General features: G+C 63.1%; 17 protein-coding genes. 13 read left to right on the forward strand and 4 right to left on the reverse strand.

The annotated features are described in order from the left end of the window. Positions 1 to 45: 45 nt before the first annotated feature. The 13 genes from rpsU to secF all read left to right on the forward strand — a co-directional run bounded on the left by rpsU (position 46) and on the right by secF (position 14716). Entirely contained in the window at positions 46 to 246 is a 201-nt protein-coding gene (gene rpsU, locus DSAT_RS13960) for a 30S ribosomal protein S21 (RefSeq protein WP_040371396.1), read from the forward strand. 13 nt (positions 247 to 259) lie between these two features. After that, on the forward strand, positions 260 to 703 hold the full coding sequence (locus tag DSAT_RS13965) for a GatB/YqeY domain-containing protein (protein WP_020888182.1): 444 nt from the start codon (positions 260 to 262) through the stop codon (positions 701 to 703). Between the two features lie 27 nt (positions 704 to 730). Further along, entirely contained in the window at positions 731 to 3028 is a 2298-nt protein-coding gene (locus DSAT_RS13970; RefSeq protein WP_020888183.1) for an endonuclease MutS2, read from the forward strand. A gap of 67 nt (positions 3029 to 3095) precedes the next feature. Continuing rightward, positions 3096 to 4904, forward strand: a complete 1809-nt coding sequence (dnaG, locus tag DSAT_RS13975; protein WP_020888184.1) for a DNA primase — start codon at positions 3096 to 3098, stop codon at positions 4902 to 4904. Continuing rightward, on the forward strand, positions 4891 to 6672 hold the full coding sequence (gene rpoD / locus DSAT_RS13980; RefSeq protein WP_020888185.1) for an RNA polymerase sigma factor RpoD: 1782 nt from the start codon (positions 4891 to 4893) through the stop codon (positions 6670 to 6672). The genes dnaG and rpoD overlap by 14 nt, the downstream gene beginning before the upstream one ends. Then, positions 6672 to 7373 (forward strand): thermonuclease family protein, encoded by a 702-nt coding sequence (locus DSAT_RS13985; protein ID WP_020888186.1) that lies wholly within the window; start codon positions 6672 to 6674, stop codon positions 7371 to 7373. Before rpoD ends, DSAT_RS13985 begins: the two co-directional genes overlap by 1 nt. A 271-nt stretch (positions 7374 to 7644) precedes the next feature. Then, complete coding sequence (locus DSAT_RS13990) at positions 7645 to 9168, forward strand: glutamate synthase-related protein (RefSeq protein ID WP_020888187.1); 1524 nt, start codon at positions 7645 to 7647, stop codon at positions 9166 to 9168. Positions 9169 to 9173: 5 nt separating this feature from the next. After that, positions 9174 to 9614, forward strand: coding sequence for a 4Fe-4S dicluster domain-containing protein (locus DSAT_RS13995; RefSeq protein ID WP_020888188.1), 441 nt, complete (start codon positions 9174 to 9176; stop codon positions 9612 to 9614). 44 nt (positions 9615 to 9658) lie between these two features. Beyond that, positions 9659 to 10780 carry a class II glutamine amidotransferase gene (locus DSAT_RS14000; RefSeq protein ID WP_020888189.1) on the forward strand — a complete coding sequence of 374 codons (1122 nt, stop codon included), beginning with the start codon at positions 9659 to 9661 and terminating at the stop codon, positions 10778 to 10780. Beyond that, positions 10780 to 11535: a GltB/FmdC/FwdC-like GXGXG domain-containing protein gene (locus tag DSAT_RS14005; protein WP_020888190.1), complete on the forward strand. Its 756-nt coding sequence runs from the start codon at positions 10780 to 10782 to the stop codon at positions 11533 to 11535. Before DSAT_RS14000 ends, DSAT_RS14005 begins: the two co-directional genes overlap by 1 nt. 19 nt (positions 11536 to 11554) lie before the next feature. Continuing rightward, the gene (gene yajC, locus DSAT_RS14010) at positions 11555 to 11896 is read left to right on the forward strand and encodes a preprotein translocase subunit YajC (protein WP_020888191.1); all 342 of its coding nucleotides are present in this window, start codon (positions 11555 to 11557) and stop codon (positions 11894 to 11896) included. Positions 11897 to 12004: 108 nt separating this feature from the next. Next, entirely contained in the window at positions 12005 to 13606 is a 1602-nt protein-coding gene (gene secD / locus DSAT_RS14015; RefSeq protein ID WP_020888192.1) for a protein translocase subunit SecD, read from the forward strand. A gap of 12 nt (positions 13607 to 13618) precedes the next feature. Then, positions 13619 to 14716, forward strand: coding sequence for a protein translocase subunit SecF (gene secF, locus DSAT_RS14020; RefSeq protein WP_020888193.1), 1098 nt, complete (start codon positions 13619 to 13621; stop codon positions 14714 to 14716). A 184-nt stretch (positions 14717 to 14900) separates the two neighbouring features. Here secF and DSAT_RS14025 read toward each other — a convergent pair whose 3' ends face one another. From DSAT_RS14025 to nadC, 4 genes are read right to left on the reverse strand one after another with little or no spacing between them, the layout of a single operon-like run. Next, a complete protein-coding gene (locus tag DSAT_RS14025) occupies positions 14901 to 15530 on the reverse strand; it encodes a hypothetical protein (RefSeq protein ID WP_040371365.1) in 630 nt (209 codons plus the stop codon). 2 nt (positions 15531 to 15532) lie between these two features. Further along, entirely contained in the window at positions 15533 to 17113 is a 1581-nt protein-coding gene (gene nadB / locus DSAT_RS14030; protein WP_020888195.1) for an L-aspartate oxidase, read from the reverse strand. Beyond that, positions 17110 to 18156, reverse strand: a complete 1047-nt coding sequence (locus DSAT_RS14035) for a quinolinate synthase (protein WP_020888196.1) — start codon at positions 18154 to 18156, stop codon at positions 17110 to 17112. Before DSAT_RS14035 ends, nadB begins: the two co-directional genes overlap by 4 nt. Continuing rightward, a complete protein-coding gene (gene nadC / locus DSAT_RS14040) occupies positions 18153 to 19052 on the reverse strand; it encodes a carboxylating nicotinate-nucleotide diphosphorylase (protein WP_020888197.1) in 900 nt (299 codons plus the stop codon). Before nadC ends, DSAT_RS14035 begins: the two co-directional genes overlap by 4 nt. Positions 19053 to 19161: the final 109 nt, after the last annotated feature.

The following is a 19161-nucleotide window of genomic DNA, read 5'->3' on the forward strand; positions in this document are numbered from 1 at the left end:
ACCACTTCCTTTCGGGGAGCATATTACGAAGAGGAGGTGATTCCTTTGCCCGGAGTCATTCTCGACGACAGCGACAATTTCGATATTTCGCTGCGCCGTTTCAAGAAGCAGATCGAAAAGGCCGGCGTGCTGTCCGAGCTCAAGAAGCGCCAGCACTACGAAAAGCCCAGCGTGCAGCGCAAGAAGAAGAAGGCCGCCGCACGCAAGCGCCTGCTCAAGAAAATGCGCAAGATGAACATGTCCTGATGGTGGACCTGTCATGAGCCTGCAAAAGACCATCGAATCCGACTACATCAAGGCCTACAAGGCCAAGGAAGAAGTCAAGGTGGCCGCCTTGAGAATGCTCAAGGCGGCCCTTAAGAACCGGCAGGTGGAACTGTTGCGCGAGCTGACCGACGGCGACGTCATCGAGATCGTCGGCCGCCAGGCCAAGCAGCGCAAGGAATCCATCGAGCAGTTCGATGCCGCTGGCAGGATGGATCTGTCGTCGCGCGAGCGCGAGGAACTGATCATCCTGGAGGCCTACCTGCCCGCCCAGATGTCGGACGAGGAACTGGCCGCCGCCATCGAGGCGGCCGTGGCCGAAGTCCAGGCGTCCTCCATGAAGGACATGGGCGCGGTCATGAAGGCTCTCATGGCGGCGCACAAGGGACGTTTCGACGGCGCCAAGGCCAGCGCCGCCGTGCGCGCCCGGTTGTCCTGATCGCGGCCTTGGGCCGCATTGTCCCCCATGGAACGCCGCACCTTCCAGCTTCTGGAATTTCCCAAGATTTTGTCCGCGCTGGCGGATTTTGCCGTGACCGAAGCCGGTCGCGGCCTTTGCCTTGCCGCCGGGCCGTTGCCGGGGGCCCAGGCACGGGAGGAAGCCCACGACCTTCTGGTCCAGGCCCTGGCCTGGCAGGGCGAGTCGGGCTATACGCTGCCAGCGTCTCCCGACCTTGGGGGGCTCTTCGCCTATCTGGGTTCGCCCCTTGCGGTGCTCGATCTCGATGCCCTGGCCGCCGTGCGTGACGTGCTCGCCGCAGCCAGGAGTCTCCGTCAGGCGCTGGCGGAGTACGCTCGTCGCCCTTGGGAGCGTCTGCACGGTCTCGTGGCCGGGGCGGCTTTTCCGGAAACGCTCGCGGCAGGCATAAAGCGCTGCCTGGACACTGACGGCCGGCTCAGGGATGAAAGCTCTCCCGAGCTTTTTTCCGTGCGCGCGGAGATTCGCTCGATCAATCAGACCTGCACCAAGCGGGTCAAGGATTTCCTCCAGAAGGAGGGGCTTGCGCCCTATCTTCAGGAGGACTACATGACCATCTCCTCCGATCGCTTCGTGGTGCCGCTCAAGACCAGTTTTAAGAACCGTTTTCCAGGCATCATCCACGACTATTCCCAGACCGGCGAGACCTGCTACTTCGAGCCGCTGTTTCTGGTGGACGTGAACAACCGCCTGCAGGAACTGAAGCAGGAGGAACGCGAAGAAGAGCGAAAGGTTCTCGCGTTGCTCACCTCGTATGCGCGCCAGGACATCGAGGCGCTCAAGGCCACGGCCGGGCTCCTGGCCGAGGTCGATTTTCTGCTGGCCAAGGTGGCTTTGTGCCGCGCGCTCGACGGCGTGCCGCTCCTGCCCGCCGAGGGACGACCGCTTAAGCTCATGGAGGCGCGTCATCCGCTGCTCGTCCTGGCGGGCGAAAAGACCGCGTCCCAGGATATCTCCCTGCTCGACGACCAGTTGGCCCTGATCGTCAGCGGCGGTAACGCTGGCGGCAAGACCGTCTGCCTGAAAACGCTCGGCCTGTGTTCGCTCATGGCCCTCTCGGGATTGCCCGTGCCTGCCGTCGAAGGCTCCAGCCTACCGTGTTTCCAAAGGATTTTTGCCTTTCTCGGCGACGAGCAGAGCCTCGAGGAGCACCTCTCCACTTTCACCGCCCAGATCAAATCGCTCGCGCGCGCCTGGCCCGAGGTGGACGCGGACACCCTGGTCATCCTCGACGAATTCGGCGCAGGCACCGACCCGGCGCAGGGAGCGGCCCTGGCCCAGGCCGTGGTGGACTCCATCATGGAGCGCGGTGCGATCTGCGCCTGCGCCACGCACTTTCCCGGACTCAAGGCCTACGGCCTGACCAATCCGCGCGTGCGCTCCGCCTCCGTGCTCTTCGATCCGGCGACCAAGAAGCCGCTTTTCAAGCTGGCCTACGATCAGGTCGGGGCCTCCATCGCCTTGGACGTGGCGCGCGAGCACGGTTTGCCCGCCGAGATACTGACGCGGGCCGAGCAGAACCTGCTTTTGGATGGCGGCGATTCATCCAAGGTACTCAACCGCCTGAACGAGTTGGCCGTGGAGCGCGAACGCGAACTCGACTCCCTCAAGCGCGAGCAGCGCAAGCTCGACGAGAAGCGCAAGCGTTTGGAAGAGCGATACAAGGCGGAGAGCGCCAAGGTGCTGGAACGGCTCCAGGCGGCCTCGCAGGAGATCGTGCGCGCCTGGCGCGAGGGTAAGATCGAACGCAAGAAGGCCCTGGCCGACCTGGCGAAGGCCCGCGAAAGCCTGCAAAAGCCCGCGGCGTCCGAGCGTCCTCCCGAGGACGTCCTGTCCCTGGACAACCTTGCCATCGGAGAGCAGGTGCGTTATCTGCCATGGGATAAGTCGGGCGTGGTTCAGGCCATCGATATTAAACGTCGTCAGGTCAAGCTGGACATCGGCGGCGTTTCGCTCTGGGTGGAGATCGGCGATTGCGCCCGTTCGACCGCCCCGCGAGAGTCCGTCAAGCAATCGAAGGTTCTGGTGCGCGCCGAGGCGGGCGAACAGCTTGCCCTGGATCTTCGCGGGCTACGGGCCGAGGAGGCCCTGGCCTCCCTGGCCCGGTTTTGCGATCAGGCGCTGCTTCGCGGCGCGTTGCGTGCGGATGTCATTCACGGCAAGGGAAGCGGCGCGCTCAGGCGCGAGGTGCACATGTTCCTGAAGGGTTTTCCTGCCGTGGCCCGGTTCGCGCTTGCCTCCGAGGAGGAGGGCGGCGACGGAAAAACGATCATCGAGTTCTCCTGACCCCTTGTCAAGCGGCGGCGAGGACTTAGGTATTGCCCACCGCGACGGCGGAAGGCGGCAGAAAGGCATGGGCTACGATTCCGGAGTCATCCAGGAGCTCAAGTCGCGTCTCGACCTCGTGGAGGTTGTCAGGCGCTATGTCGAGCTTCGTCCAGCCGCCGGAGGCAGATGGATGGGGCCGTGCCCCTTCCATCAGGAAACCAAGGGATCCTTTTCCGTGAATCAGGATCTCGGGTTTTACTATTGCTTTGGCTGCCAAGCTACCGGCGATGTGATCGACTTCTACGGCCGCATCAACGGCCTTGAGTTTCGTGACGCCGTCGAGGCGCTGGCCGCCGAGGCGGGAGTGCGTCTGAAGGCCCTGGCGCCGGACCCCAAGGCGGACGAGAGGCGAAAGCTCAAGAACGTCTGCATTGAGATGCACCGCGTGGCCCAGGACTATTTCCGGTCCACGCTCAACCGCGCCTCGGGCAGGACCGTGCGCGACTATCTTTCCCGGCGTTCGGCCACGCCCGAGGTAGTGGAGCGCTTCGGCCTTGGCGCGTCCCTGAACGAGTGGGAGGCGCTGAAGAGCCACCTTTCGGCCAAGGGCTTTTCCGAGGCCGACGGAGTGGCCGCCGGTCTGTATTCGAAGAACGATGCAGGCCGTGTCTATGACCGTTTTCGCGGTCGGCTGATCTTTCCCATCCAGGATCTCGCGGGCAAGGTGATCGCCTTCGGCGGCCGGGTAGTGGACCCCAAGGACACCGAATCCGCCAAGTATCTGAACAGCTCCGATTCGCCCATCTACAAGAAGGGCGAGCACCTGTACGGCCTGTTCCAGGCGCGGCCCAGCATGGCTCGCTCGCGCCGGGCGCTGCTCACCGAAGGCTACATGGACGTGCTCTCGCTGCACCAGTTCGGCTTCGCCGATGCGGTGGGCGTGCTCGGCACGGCGCTGACGCCAGAACAGGTCAGGCGGCTGGCGGGGTTCTGCAAGCGGGTGGATCTGGTTTTCGACGGCGACGCGCCGGGCCGCAAGGCTGCGTTGAAGAGCGCGGAGATGATCCTCGGCCAGGGATTGGCCTGTTCGGTGGTGCTTCTGCCCGACGGGCAGGACGTGGACGACTTGCTCAAGGCCCGCGGCCGCGAGGGGTTCGCCGCCTGCCTGGACGAGGCCAGGGACGGGCTCGATTTCTGTCTGACCGAGGTGCGCGCTACCGGTTCGGCGCGCGAGGTCATGGAGTGGGCGCGCGCCTTTTTGAGCGGCCTGCGCGAGCGCGATTGGCTGGCCTGGTACCTGCCGCGCGTGGCCGAAGGGCTCGGCCTCGACGAGGCGACGCTGCGGCGGGGCTTCATGACCATGGTCAAGGGCGGTGGGAAAGCGGGCGCGGCGGATGCAGCGGACGCAGCGGGAAACGCGTCCCGAAGCCATGGTTTCGGCGCGCGCCATGGGGGCGTGGGTGCCGAGAGCAGCGCCGCCGACAGGCAGCTTCTGGCGTTCGTGGTGCTGCATCCCGAATGTTGGCGGGAATTTCGCGATAACGAATATGACTTGGTTCTCGAATCCGACTGGGGACGCTCTTTTTGGGAGAAAATCCGCGATAATGGGGAAGGTGGCTACGATACGCTCCTTCATCTCCTCGACGAGGACGAAAAGCGGTTTTTCGGGGAAAAGAGCGGCTTGCCCCAACACAAGGGCGAGGCTTTCGCCAAGGCCTGGGAAGAAATGACGCGGGGACTTGCGGCCGTCATCTGCGGCCGTCGGCGTCGCCACCTTCAGGAGGCGCTGCGCGAAGCTGCGCGGCGCAACGATCACGAGGAAGTGCTCAGGCTGACCACGGCGCTCAACGACGCCATGACAGACATGTGCGGGAGGCTTAATGAACAATCTTAAGGACATTCAGCAGATCCAGGGGCTCATCGCCCAAGGCAAGAAGAAGGGATTCCTGACCTTCGAGGAGCTTGGCAACGCCCTGCCTGCCGAAATCAACAGTCCCGAGCAGATCGAGGAGATCATCACGATCTTCGATCAGCTCGACATCGCCATCGTGGACTCCGAGAAGGAGGCCACGAAAAAGGACACCATGGGCGCCGTGGACCTGGGCGAGGACGAGATCTGTGACGCGGCCTCCATCATCGACATGGAGGAGACCGAGGACTCAGCCGACTACGCCGCGCGCAGCACAGACCCCGTGCGCATGTACCTGCGCGAGATGGGCGCGGTGCCGCTGCTCGACCGCGAAGGCGAGGTGGTCATCGCCAAGAAGATCGAATCCGGCGAGATGGACGTGCTCTACGCCCTGGTCGAGGTGCCCATCGCCGTGGAGGAACTGGTCCAGGTGGGCCAGGATCTGAAGAACGGCCGCATCAAGCTCAAGGACGTGGTCAAGACCATCGAGGAAGACGACCCCTCCGAAGACGAGATGAACCAACGCCAGCGCGTCATCCATCTTCTCGAAGAGATTAGAAACTCCTTCAAGAAGAAGCGCAAGGTTTTCCAGAAGCTCGATTCCTGCGCCACTCTCTCGCGCCGCGTGGCCGCCGTGCAACAGGAGATCGTCGGGTTCAAGGACGACATCGTGCTCAAGCTGCGGGACATCAAGCTGGAGAAGACCCTCATCGATCGCATCATCGAGACGGTGGGGGACTACGTGCGCCAGATGCACAACTGTCAGCGCGATCTGGCCGCCTACATCATGTCCACCGGCAAGACCCAGGCGGAAATCCAGGAACTCTTCCGGGCCGTGGACGCCCGCGAGATGAATCCGGTCAAGGCTGCCGACGCCCTGGGGCTTACCGTGGAGGAGTTTTTCTCCTACAAGGAGATGCTGGCCGGAAAAATGGAAATCCTGATACGCCTGCAGGAAAAGTGCTGCCACAACGTTTCGGACCTCGAAGAGGTCTTGTGGCGCATTAAGCGCGGCAACGACGTGGCCATGCGCGCCAAGCAGGAACTCATCCGGGCCAACTTGCGTTTGGTCGTATCCATCGCCAAAAAGTACACCAACCGCGGCTTGCAGTTCCTGGACCTGATCCAGGAAGGCAACATCGGCCTGATGAAGGCCGTGGACAAGTTCGAATACCAGCGCGGCTACAAGTTCTCGACCTACGCCACTTGGTGGATCAGGCAGGCCATCACCCGCGCCATTGCGGACCAGGCCCGCACCATCCGCATTCCCGTGCACATGATCGAGACCATCAACAAGCTCATCCGCACCTCGCGCTACCTGGTCCAGGAATTGGGCCGCGATCCCACGCCCGAGGAGATCGCGGAGCGCATGGACTACCCCCTGGAAAAGGTCAAGAAGGTGCTCAAGATCGCCAAGGAGCCCATCTCCCTTGAGACGCCCATCGGCGACGAGGAAGACTCCTCCCTGGGCGATTTCATCGAGGACAAGAAGGCCGTGGCGCCGGCCGAGGAAGTGGTCAACACCAAGCTCGGCGAGCAGATCGCCCGGGTGCTGGCCGACCTCACTCCGCGCGAGGAGCAGGTGCTGCGCAAGCGTTTCGGCATCGGCGAGAAGTCCGACCACACCCTCGAGGAAGTGGGCAAACTCTTCAACGTCACCCGCGAGCGCATCCGCCAGATCGAGGCCAAGGCCCTGCGCAAGCTGCGCCACCCCGTGCGCAGCCAGGTTCTCAAGTCCTACTACGAAAGCTGATGCGCAACGGATTCAATTCCCGAACGTTCATGCAAAAGGCGGCCATGTGCCGCCTTTTTGCGTTTTTCTGGCTGGCGCTGTGCCTCGTCCTCCCTATCCCGTCCGGTGCGGCCGGGCCCGAAACCGTCCGGGCGCGGTTCATCATCGACGGCGATACCTTCACGACCACGGACGGCCGTACGGTGCGCCTCGCGGCCATCGACGCGCCCGAGATCGGCCGCGACGGCAGGCCGGACGAACACTACGCCGCGCAGGCCCGTGAAAGGCTGCGCGCGCTGGTTTTCGGCAAGGAAGTGGAACTCGTGTCGGACGGTTCCGGACGCGACCGCCACGGCCGCATTCTGGCCCACGTCATCCTCCCTGAAGGGGGCACGGCCCAGGAAGCATTGGTGCGGGAAGGCTTCGCCATCGTCTATCCCCATGACGACAACGATCCATCCCGGCTCGGGCTACTGATCGCGATGCAGCGCCAAGCAATTCTCGAAGGGAAGGGCATGTGGCCCCGCGTGCTCGTCTCGCCCTTCGCCGAGATGTCATTTTTGGGCAATCAGGCGAGCAAGCGTTTCGGCCCTGTGGATTGCGTTGTGACCAGACGCATATCAGGAGGGCGGCGTGTCGATTTTCCGGGCCTTCGGGAAGCGTTTTGGGAGGGCTTCGCCCCCTATCGCGAATGCCGTTCGCCGTTCGCCCTGCAAAATTGAATGATATTAAGGGGTTCTGGTGTACAAAATTGTAAACGTTCACAAAAATGTTATCGACATTCTGTGAAAATCGCCGCGAATCCTTGATTTACTTGACTTATCAGTTCTTGACAGCCGTGCGTGAGTGTGGTTTTTACGACGGACTTTTCCTTGACGCCACGCAAGGAAGTTTTACAATGTTCGTCCCTCATTTCTCGACCGGCGTCGTGGCCTGGAGCAATCGCCCGGCGCATGCGGGGATGACCCAAACCCTCACGCGAGGTGGTCCGCCTTGGCATTCACACCCATCACCAAGACCTTTCACGAGTTCCACGTGGACCGCGACCGCGAGGCCTGCATCGATTGCCAGGTCTGCGTGCGCCAATGCTCGTATGGTGTGCACACTTTCGACGAGAACCGCCAGAAGGTCGTCCACGACAACACAAAATGCGTCGGCTGCCATCGCTGCGCCGCGCTGTGCCCGACCCAGTGTCTGACCATCCGTCGTAAGCCCTCGGAATTCCGCGAACACCACCTGTGGAAGCCGCACTTCATCAAGAACATCTACCGTCAGGCTGAGACTGGCGGCGTGCTCTTGGGCGGCATGGGCTGCGTCACGGACATCCCCATCTATTTCGATAACATGCTCCTCGATGCGAGCCAGGTGACCAACCCTTCCATCGATCCCCTGCGCGAACCCATGGAGCTCAAGACCTTCCTTGGCGCCAAGCCCGAGCGGATCGAACTCGAGGACACGCCTGAGGGCCCCTCGCTGAAGACGACGATCGCCCCGCAGATCGAGTTGAACTATCCTCTCATGTTTGCGGCCATGAGCCTTGGCGCAATCAACTTCAACCTGCACGTGGGTATGGCCCGCGCGGCCACCGAGCTCGGCATCGCCTGGAACACGGGCGAGGGCGGACTGCACAAGGACCTCTATCAGTACGGCAAGAACACCATCGTGCAGGTGGCCTCGGGGCGGTTCGGCGTTCATCGCGACTACCTGAACGCGGGCTGCGGCATCGAGATCAAGATCGGTCAGGGCGCCAAGCCCGGCATCGGCGGCCATCTTCCCGGCGAGAAGATCGACGAGCGCGTCTCGCAGACCCGCATGGTGCCGCTGGGCTCCGATGCCATCTCGCCCGCGCCGCACCACGACATCTATTCCATCGAAGACCTCCTGCAGCTCATCTACGCCCTCAAGGAAGCCACCGCCTACACCAAGCCCGTGGCCGTGAAGATCGCGGCCGTGCATCACGCCCCGGCCATCGCCTCGGGCATCGTGCGCGCGGGCGCGGACATCGTGTGCATCGACGGCATGCGCGGCGGCACGGGCGCGGCTCCGGTCATGTTCCGTGACTACGTGGGCATCCCCATCGAACTGGCCCTGGCCTCCGTGGACCAGCGCCTGCGCGAGGAGGGCATCCGCAACCGGGCTTCCATCGTGGTCTCGGGCGGGGTGCGCTGCTCGGCCGACGTGGTCAAGGCCATCGCGCTGGGCGCGGACGCCGTGTACATCGGCACGGCCGCCCTCATGGCCGTGGGCTGCACCATGTGCGGCCGTTGCTACACCGGCAAGTGTCCCTGGGGCATCGCCACCAACGATCCCAACCTAGCCAAGCGCCAGAACCCGGACATCGCGGCCCGCAAGCTGGCCAATTTGGTCAGGGCCTGGGGGCACGAGATCCAGGAGATGCTCGGCGCCATGGGGCTCAACTCCATCGAGAGCCTGCGCGGTAACCGCGACAAGTTGCGCGCCGTGGGCCTGAACCAGGTGGAGCTCGACATTCTGGGCCTCAAGCACGCCGGGAGGTAGCCGAGATGCGCGTCAAGCCCGTCAAGGAACACTGCATCGGCTGCCATCTGTGCGAGATGGCCTGCCTGACCGCGCATAGCCGCTCCAAGGACCTGATCATCGCCTGGACCCAGGAGCGCGCCGAGGGGCTGACCCCGTGCAAGACGGTCTTTCACCGCGGACCAAACGCCGTGGCCTTGTCCTGTCAGCACTGCGAGGAACCCAAGTGCGTGCGGGCCTGCATCTCCGGCGCCTTGGCCAAGGACCACGACACGGGCCGGGTCGATTATTTCGAGGATCGCTGCGTCGGCTGCTGGTCGTGCATCATGGCCTGTCCATTCGGTTCCATCGGCCGCCGCCCGGACGTGGGCAAGATCTACAAGTGCGACCTGTGCAAGGAGCGGGGTTCCCCCGCCTGCGTCGAGGTCTGCCCCAACGCGGCCCTGGTCATCGAGATCGACGAGTAGAGCAGGGCGGTCGCCGACCGATCCCTTTTCCCAAGGAGAGCATCTTGAACACTGTCCGCCGACACAGCTTCGATTACGAGAAGGACATCTCCGGCTGCGGCGTTTTCGGCGTCATCGACACGAAGGGCGTGCGCATCCCCGGCTCGGTGGCCATCGCCGGAATGGCCAGCATGCACGACCGTGGCAACGGCCTCGGCGGTGGTTTCGCCGCCTACGGCATCTACCCCGAAATGGCCGACTACTACGCCTTCCACGTCATGGGCTATCGGGACGAGCGGCTGGCCGAGGTCGAGGCTATCCTCAAGTCGCACTTCAATGTCAAGGCGGCCGAGCCCATCCCCACCAACCTCAAGGCCAACGTGTCCATGCCGCCCAAGGTCTGGCGCTATTTCCTCGAACCCAGGAACGACCGCCCGCAGTGGCGTGAACTGGAAGAGGAGGACTACGTCGTCAAGGTGGTCATGTACGTGAACACCACGCTCGGCGCGGCGCAAAACGTCGAGGACAAGGCCTTCATCTTCTCCAGCGGCAAGAACATGGGAGCGTTCAAAGGCGTGGGCTTTCCCGAGGACATCGCCGAGTTCTACCGTCTCGACGAGTATTCCGGGCATCTTTGGACCGGCCACAACCGCTTCCCCACCAACACGCCCGGCTGGTGGGGCGGCGCGCATCCGTTCACGCTGCTCGACTGGTCCATCGTCCACAACGGCGAAATATCGTCTTACGGCATCAACAAGCGCTATCTCGAAGAGCACGGCTACGTCTGCACGCTGATGACGGACACCGAAGTCGTGGCCTACCTGATCGATCTCTTGATCCGCAAGCATGGCCTGTCCAAGCGCATGGCGGCCTGGGTCTTCGCGCCTCCCTTCTGGGACGAGATCGAGCGTCTGGACGAACGCGAGAAGAAGCTCTTCACCGGGCTGCGCATGGTCTACGGCTCGGCCTGCCTCAACGGCCCCTTCGCCATCCTGGTCGGCAACAAGAACGGCCTTTTCGGACTCAACGACCGCGTCAAGCTTAGGCCGCTGGTGGTGGCCGAGGAGGGCAGCCGCGTCTACATGTCCAGCGAGGAGAGCGCCATCCGCGAAGTTTGCGGCACGCTCGATAAGATATGGGCGCCCAAGGCAGGTGAACCCGTCATCGTGGAAATGGAGGGCAAGTGATGGCAGGCAAGTCGCTCACCATTGACGCCATGGGCGTGTACTACAGGGAGCTCAACGAACGCATCCGCGCGGCCGTGACCGAGGGTGTTACGAGTTTCACCCTGACCGGGATCAAGGGGCAGCGTTATATCGCCACCGGTCTGGCCGGGGACCTTTCCTTCACGATCCACGGAACACCGGGGCAAGACATGGGCGCCTTCATGCGCGGCCCACGCATCCGTGTGGAGGGCAACGCCCAGGATGGGCTTGGCAACACTATGGACGATGGGTATGTAGTCGTGAACGGCTTGGCCGGAGACGTGCTCGGCTACGGAATGCGCGGCGGACATATTTTCGTGCGCAACGACGTGGGCTACCGGGTGGGCATTCACATGAAAGCCTACATGGAGAAGCAGCCCGTCATCGTCATCGGCGGCAAGGCCGGGGACTTTCTCGGCGAGTACATGGCCGGCGGGGCCATCATTTTGCTTGGCATGTTCTCCGACAAGACGTATGCACCCATCTGCGGCCGTTCCCTGGGAACGGGCATGCACGGCGGCGTGATCTACGTGCGCGGGGAGGTTCCCGAGGAGCAGCTCGGGCCCAAGCTCAAGTGCGTGCCCTGCGAGGACGCGGACATGGAAATCATCAAGTGCAACGTCGCGGCCTTCGCGCGTGAGTTCGACGTCGGCGTCGAACCCATCCTGGCCGAGCGTTTCCACAAGGTGAGTCCGTTCTCGCACAGGCCTTACGGCAACATGTATTGTCCCTGCTAACCCGAACGAGGAGCCTCACATGTTTTTCGACAGCATCGCGTACGCCATGGGCGCTCCGGCCGGAGGAGCGGAAGGAGGGGGTGGAGCCCTCATGTCCTTCATGCCCCTCATTCTCATGTTCGCCATCTTTTATTTTCTGCTTATTCGTCCACAGCAGAAAAAGGCAAAGATGCACCGCGAGTTTCTCGCCAGCCTGAAGAAGGGCGACTATGTGCTCACCGGAGGTGGCATCTACGGCCGGATTACAGAGACCGACGGCGATGTCCTTTCGGTCGAAATCGGCGAAGGGTTGACCATCAAGATCAACCGCAACTTCGTTTCCGGTCCGGCCGACATCGGCGAGATCAAGGGCAAGAAATAGCCCATTTCGCGTGGAAGCTCAGTGAGCGAGCGCCGGGACCCCTCCCGGCGCTTGCCTTTGCTATTGCCTGCTGCTACACGGCTTCCACTTCGCACCAAAGGAGCGGACATGAAATTGCGATTGGGCCTGCGTATCGGCCTTATCCTCGTGGTCACGTTGCTCGGGCTGGCGTATATGCTGCCCTCATTCCCTTCCGTTCGCGACTCCGCTCTCGGCTCCATGCTTCCCGAGAAACAGATTAATCTGGGATTGGACCTTAAGGGTGGTATCCACTTGACGTTAGAGGCCGACGTGGACACCGCGTTGACCAACCAGTTGGCCCAATTCGGCAACGAGATCAGAGACATCGCTCGGGATGAGAAGATCGCGCTGCTCCGGCCCTCCACTCGTCCGGGCCAACGCTTGGCGTTCACCCTGCTTCGGGCCGACCAGCAAGGGGAGATGGACGCCCTTCTAAGCAAGTCGTTCAGGAATCTCGTCGTGCAAAACCGCGCTCGCACTGCGGACGATCGCGTCGAGTACCTCCTCGCCTTCACGCCCGAATATCGAGACTACCTAGCCGAAATGACCGTCGAACAGGCCGTGACCACCATTCGCAACCGCATCGATCAGTTCGGCGTGGCCGAACCTGACATCCGCAAGCAGTCGGGCGGCCGCATCCAGGTGCAGTTGCCCGGTCTCGACGAGCCCGAGCGCGCCATCGCCATCATCGGCCAGACCGCGCATCTCGAATTTCGCCTCGTCGACGACAACGTAGATATCGAACGCGCCTCTGGCGGCATGCTTCCCCCGGGCCGCGAACTCATGACCATGCGGGTGACCAACCCCGACGGCTCCTTCCTCGAACGTCCCGTGGTGGTCCATTCCGAAGCCGCCCTGACAGGCGAGTACATAGTGGACGCGGGCACGGCCTTCGACACCTGGAACCAGCCGTACGTGTCCATGACCTTCGATACCCGCGGCGCGCGTCTCTTCGAGCGGATCACGGGCGAGAACGTCGGCCGCAAGCTGGCCATCGTGCTCGATGGGTCTGTTTATTCCGCCCCGGTCATCCAGGACAGGATCGCTGGCGGTCGAGCCCAGATCACCGGTTCCTTCACCGTCAACCAAGCCCACGACTTGGCTCTTGTGCTGCGCGCGGGCGCGTTGCCCGCCCCGGTCACCGTGCTCGAGCAGCGCACGGTCGGCCCCTCCCTGGGGCAGGAATCCATCGACGCGGGCGTCAACGCGGCACTCATCGGCTTCGGCCTGGTCGTCGTCTTCATGGTCGTTTACTACGGCATGGCGGGCGTCATCGCCAACGTCGTGTTGATGCTGAACATCGTGCTCATCATGGCCGGTCTTGCCGCCTTCGGGGCCACACTGACCCTTCCGGGCATCGCGGGCATCATTTTGACCATCGGTATGGCCGTGGACGCCAACGTGCTCATTTTCGAGCGCATTCGGGAAGACCTGCGAAACGGCTTGACGCCCCGGGCAGCCATCGACGAGGGCTACCAGCGGGCGACCATGACCATTCTCGACGCCAACATCACCACGGTCATCGCCGCTTTGGTGCTGTATGAGTTCGGCACCGGCCCCGTGCGCGGCTTTGCCGTGACCCTGACCTTGGGCATCCTCGCCTCCATGTTCACGGCTATTTTCGTCTCGCGCGTTCTGTTCGACGTCATGACCGAGCGCAGGAACGCTCCCGCCAAGCTGAGCATCTAGGGAGGACGCAGCATGGGACTCACGATCATCAAACCAGGCACCTCGCTGGATTTCATCGGAAAGCGCCGCTTTGCGTTCATTTTCTCGGCGGTCCTGATTCTCTTCTCATTGATCTCCCTGGCCATCGACGGCGGGCCCCGCTACGGCATCGATTTTGCGGGCGGCATGATCGTTCAGGTCAAATTCGACAAAGAGATCGACCTGAGCACGCTCAATGACGCCGTGGCCGCCACTGGGCTGCCCGGCGCTACGGTTCAGCGGTTCGGCATGGAGGGGGATCGCGAGTATCTCGTGCGCATGACCGGCTCGGAAACCGCCTCCGGCGATGTTCGCGAGGCCCTGAGCGCCGCCTTCGGGGCCAACATTCCCGACGTCCCCTATGAAATCCAGCGACTGGAAAGCGTCGGTCCCAAGGTCGGAGCGGATCTGCGCTCCCAGGCCATGGAGGCGCTCTTCTACGCCACGCTGCTCATCGCCATCTATATTTCCGGCCGTTTCGAGCAGCGTTGGTTCGCCGCCGGATTCATGGCTCTGGGACTTGCGGGCGGCATCTACGTCCTCAAGCTGGTTGGCGCGCCCATGGGCGCGATGATCCTGGGAGCGCTGGTCATCACCCTGGTGCTGTGCTGGAAGCTTCGTCTGAACTTCGCGCTTGGCGCCATCATTTCGCTCATGCACGACATCGTGATGGTCGTGGGCATCTTCGCGCTTCTGAACAAGGAGTTCGATCTCACGGTCATCGCGGCCGTTTTGACGATCATAGGTTATTCCCTGAACGACACGATCATCGTCTACGACCGCATCCGCGAGAACATCCGCGCCAAGAGCGCGCCCACCCTGGGCGAGATGCTGAACGCGAGCATCAACCAGACCCTTTCGCGCACGATCCTGACCTCGGGAACTACGCTTCTGGTCATCGCCTGCCTCTTTCTTTTCGGAGGCGGCGTGATCCACGACTTCTCACTGGCTTTGCTCATCGGCATCTTCTTCGGCACCTACTCCTCGATCTTCATCGCCAGTCCCGTCTTGCTGGCCTTCGGTCTGGAGTCCTTCGAACGTAAGGAAAAGCCGCAGCCGCGTTTTCGGCCGAACCCCGAGGGCGACGTTTAGCAGGCTTGCAACCAGACGACATGGATCGCTTAAAGGCGGGGAAGGCGCATGCCTCCCCGCCTTTTCGTTTGCAGCGCAGGAGCGACAGGGCTGCGGTGCCCAATTCATGAGTGATGAATGCGCGCCTGTGCGAAAAAAGTTTCACAGCGGTGGAGGAAGGGGGGAAGCTTGGCGGCCCGCGGGATCAGGATTCGTGTGCGACGACCAGCCCGGCTAGGCAGATGCCCAAAACTTCGGAGAGCTCGGCGTTTTCCTCGCGTTCCCAGGTCATCTCGTCGAAGATCGAACACAGGAGCGTCACGGCCGTGAAGGCCGCATCCATCTGGCCGACCGCGATGGCGATTCGGGCCTGGGGGGCGAGCATTTTTGCGCAGGAGAGGAGCATGCCAGCCTGGGATTTATCCCGCGCCTGGGTCACGGCCGTTTCCATGTCTCGGGGGGCGAGTTGGTCGGCTTCGGCGTTCAGCCAGACCGAGACGAGCGGAGAAGGGGTGGGAGTGCACAACCGTGTGTGCAGTCCGGCATACGTTTCGCCGAAAACGATGCGGTCCAGGTCCAGGCCGATGTCCACGGTCATCCAGCCTTCGCTGATGGAGCCTGTAGGGCGCTTGAGCGCCCAGCCGGTCAGCGATTCGGAGACGCGCGAGCGTAGGTTCTCGGAGAGCAGGATCAATCGTGCCCCGCAGTCCAGGGCTTGGGCGGCCCGCAAACTCTGCCCCCGCCGCGTGAGTTCTCCGGCAAAGGCGAAGATCACCTCCAGCCGGTGAGGCAGGCTGGCAATGGTTTTGGACAGGGAGAGGGCCGTCAGGAACATTGTCATTCCACCCGATAGTGGCAGCCCAGGCTCTTTACGTTGCGCAAGGCGGCAGTGGTGATGATGTAGGATGTCTGGCAACCGTGGAAAAGGTCCACGATAGCCTTGGAGACGGGGGTTTCGCGATAGAATTTCTGGACCTGGTGATACTGGTTGTTGATGTCGGTGACCGCACGTTTGAGCCGAGCCGTGGAGCGGGCGATGCCGACGTAATTCCACATAGTGTGTCGCAGTGCGGCCCAGTCCTGCGCGATGAGCGCGGGGTCCTCGTTGCGGTTGTTGCCGGGACTGTCCCAGTCGGGGATGGAATCCGCCAGCTTGGGAGGCATGCGCTTGGTGTGCGAGAGCGCGCGGGCGATTTCCTGGCCGCATTCGCGCCCCCACAGGACGCCTTCGAGCAATGAGGTGCTGGCCAGCCGGTTTGCTCCGTGCACGCCCGTGCAGGCGCATTCGCCCACCGCGTAAAGTCGCTTGAGCGTGGTACGGCCGCGTTCGTCCGTGAGCACCCCGCCGCAGGAGTAGTGGGCGGCAGGAACCACAGGGATTGGCTGGCGCGTCATGTCGATGCCGATTTCGAGACAGCGGGCGTGGATGGTCGGAAAACGCTTGGTCATGTCCATGTTCACGTAATTCGCCGCGTCGAGATAAACGCACGGGTGCCCAGTGCGCAGCATTTCATCCATGATCGCCCGGGTGACGATGTCGCGCGGGGCCAGGTCCGCCCTGGAGTCGTAACGGGGCATGAAGGCCTCGCCGTCCGCGTTGACGAGCCTCGCACCCTCGCCGCGCACGGCTTCGGAGATGAGGAAGCGGCGTTTGGCCTTCTGGAAAAGCGCCGTGGGGTGGAATTGGATGAACTCGCTGTTCATGGTCCAGGCCCCGGCGCGGTAGGCCATGGCCAGACCCGAGCCAATTGACTCTTCGGTATTCGTGGTGTGCAGATATATCTGCCCCGCGCCGCCCGTGGCCAGCACGGTCATGTCAGCCAGCAAGGTCTCCACCTGCCCGCTGGCCGCGTCGAGCACATAGGCCCCGGCGCACCGATTTTCGAGCGAGTAGCGGTAGTCGAGATGGCGGCAGTGGTGGTGCGTGGTCACGAGGTCGATGGCCGTGCGGCCGGTGAGCACGGTTATGTTGGGCGAGGCTTGGATCGCGGCGGCAAGGGATTCCATGATCGCCTTGCCCGTGAAGTCGGCGCAATGCAGGATGCGCTGCCGCGAATGGCCGCCTTCGCGCGTCAGGGCCAGTTCGCCGTCAGGTGTGCGGTGAAAAGGCACCGGGGCGCGGTGAAGCAGGACATCTTCGACGGCGGCGGGACCCCTTTTGGCCATGAAGCGGACGGCCCGTGCGTTGTTGTGCCGCCATCCGGCGGTCATCACGTCGCGGATCAGGGCCTGCTCGTCGCCCTCGCCGTTTTTGTAGACGATGCCGCCTTGGGCAAGGGCGGTGTTGTTGTCGATAACGCTGTTCGCAGCCGTGAGCAGGACCACTTCGACGCCGAGATCGGCCAGGGTCAGGGCGCATGTCGCCCCGGCGATGCCGGCGCCGATGACCAGCACCGAGAAGGTGCGGCGGCTGCTCACGCTCCGGCCTCCAGCATGCGATCCACCGCCAGTTTGGCGAGCTTGGCCTGATCTTCGGGCACACTGACCTTGCAGGAGGTCAAAAGTTTCTCCAGGCAGAAGGCGAGCTTTTCCTCGGTGATCTTCCCCATGTTTTCGCAGGCGCTTTCGATCAGCGGCACGATACGCTTGCCGGGCGCGTGGAGAGCGGCCAAGCGTTTGACGAGGTTGATCTCGGTGCCGACGAAGATGGTCGAACCCTGCGGGGCCTGTTCGCAAAACTCGATGATGCGCCGTGTGGAGCCTGCTGCGTCGCACATGCGGACCACCTCGGGGCGGCATTCGGGGTGGACCACGACCAGGCAGCCGGGATGATCGCGCCGCGCGGCCTCGACATGCTCGGGCCGCATGCGGTGGTGGATGGCGCACATGCCGGGCCAGACGAAGAGTCTGACATTGGCGGCCGCTTTCATGTCCACGTTGCGGCCGTCGCCGCGTACGTCGAGCAACAGACGCTCGTTTTCGGGAAGCCTGAGCCTGTCGGCGACGTTCATGGCCAGGTTCTTGTCCGGCAGGAAGCAGACAGCGTCACCTTGTTCGAGCGCCCAGCGCGTCATGGCCTCGGCGTTGGCCGAGGTGCAGACCGCGCCGCCGAGTTCACCCACCACAGCCTTCACGGCGGCCGAGGAGTTGACGTAGGTCAGCGGTACGACGCGCTTTCCGGTTGAGGCGAGATGGGCCAGCAGGGCGCGCACCCGCGAGGCCGGGGCCATGGCGGCCATTATGCAGTCGGCGTCGAGGTCGGGAATGCGGACTTTCTGGAAATGCCGCGCCAGGATCGCGGCGGTTTCGGCCATGAAATAGACGCCGCAGAACATGATGAACTCGGTCTTCAGGTCTGGAATGCGCCGTGCGAGTTCCAGGGAGTCGCCGACCACGTCCGCGTGCCGCACCACGTTGTCGTTTTGGTAGTGATGGGCCATGATGGTCAGCCGCGACCCCAGCACGTCCCGCACCTGGGCGATCCGCTGGGCCGCGCTGAGTTCAGTCTCCATGTCGCTCATCGATAGCGCTCCTGTTTGCTCTCGCGCACCACGCGCATGCTTATGTCTGAAGCCGGAGCCGAATGGGTGAGGCGTCCCACGGAGATGAAGTCCGCGCCGAGCCCGCCGAGGACTCCGATGTTGTCGAGGGAGACTCCGCCGCTTATCTCCGTGCGCACGCCTGGGGGCGTCACGGCAAGGGCGGTTGAAATGGTCTGGGGGTCCATGTTGTCGAGGAGCACCTGATCGGCTCCGGCCGCAACGGCCTCTCGCACCTCGTCTGGGGTGCGGCATTCCACGATCACGGGCGGACAGGGGGAATACGCCTTGCGCAGGGTGGCCACGGCCTCGCGGATGCTCCCGGCTCGATCGAGGTGGGTGTCTTTGAGCATCAGCATCTCGGAAAGATCCAGGCGATGATTCAGCGCGCCGCCCACGCGCACGGCGTACTTTTCGGCGTGGCGCAGACCCGGCGTGGTCTTCCGGGTGTCCAGAAGCCGGGTGGGGGATTCGCCGAGTGCATCCACGTAGCGCCGGGTGAGGCTGGCGATGCCGCTCAAGTGGCACAGGAAGTTGAGCATCACCCGTTCCGCTTTGAGAAGCGGCGCGGCTGGACCTTCGATCAATGCCAGACGCTGCCCCGGGCGTGCGACATCGCCGTCGTTGGCTTCCAGACGCACGCGGAAGTCGTTGTCGCAGGCGTTGCCCAGGACATCGAGTACCAGGGGAAGGATCGGCAGGCCCGCGATGATCAGGCGTTCCTTGGCGACGATTTCGGCTGCGAGCAATTCGCCCGAGACGAAGAGCGCCTTGCTGGTCAGGTCCGGGCCATCCTCGTCCAGGGCGGCCGTGATGGAGCGCAAGAGAAAGGCGCGTGCGCGCCCTTGGAAGAAAGCGTCGAAAAGGGATTGTGACATGCGCCTGTCAGTATCTTGGCTTTGTCCCCCACAAAACATGGGGCAGAAAAAATAGCCCAGGCATTGGAGCGCGTCAAGCAACCATGGGCGCTTTGACTGCCCTGAGGAG

Origin of the sequence: Alkalidesulfovibrio alkalitolerans DSM 16529 (genome assembly GCF_000422245.1) — a bacterium.
Taxonomy (GTDB): Bacteria; Desulfobacterota; Desulfovibrionia; order Desulfovibrionales; family Desulfovibrionaceae; genus Alkalidesulfovibrio; species Alkalidesulfovibrio alkalitolerans.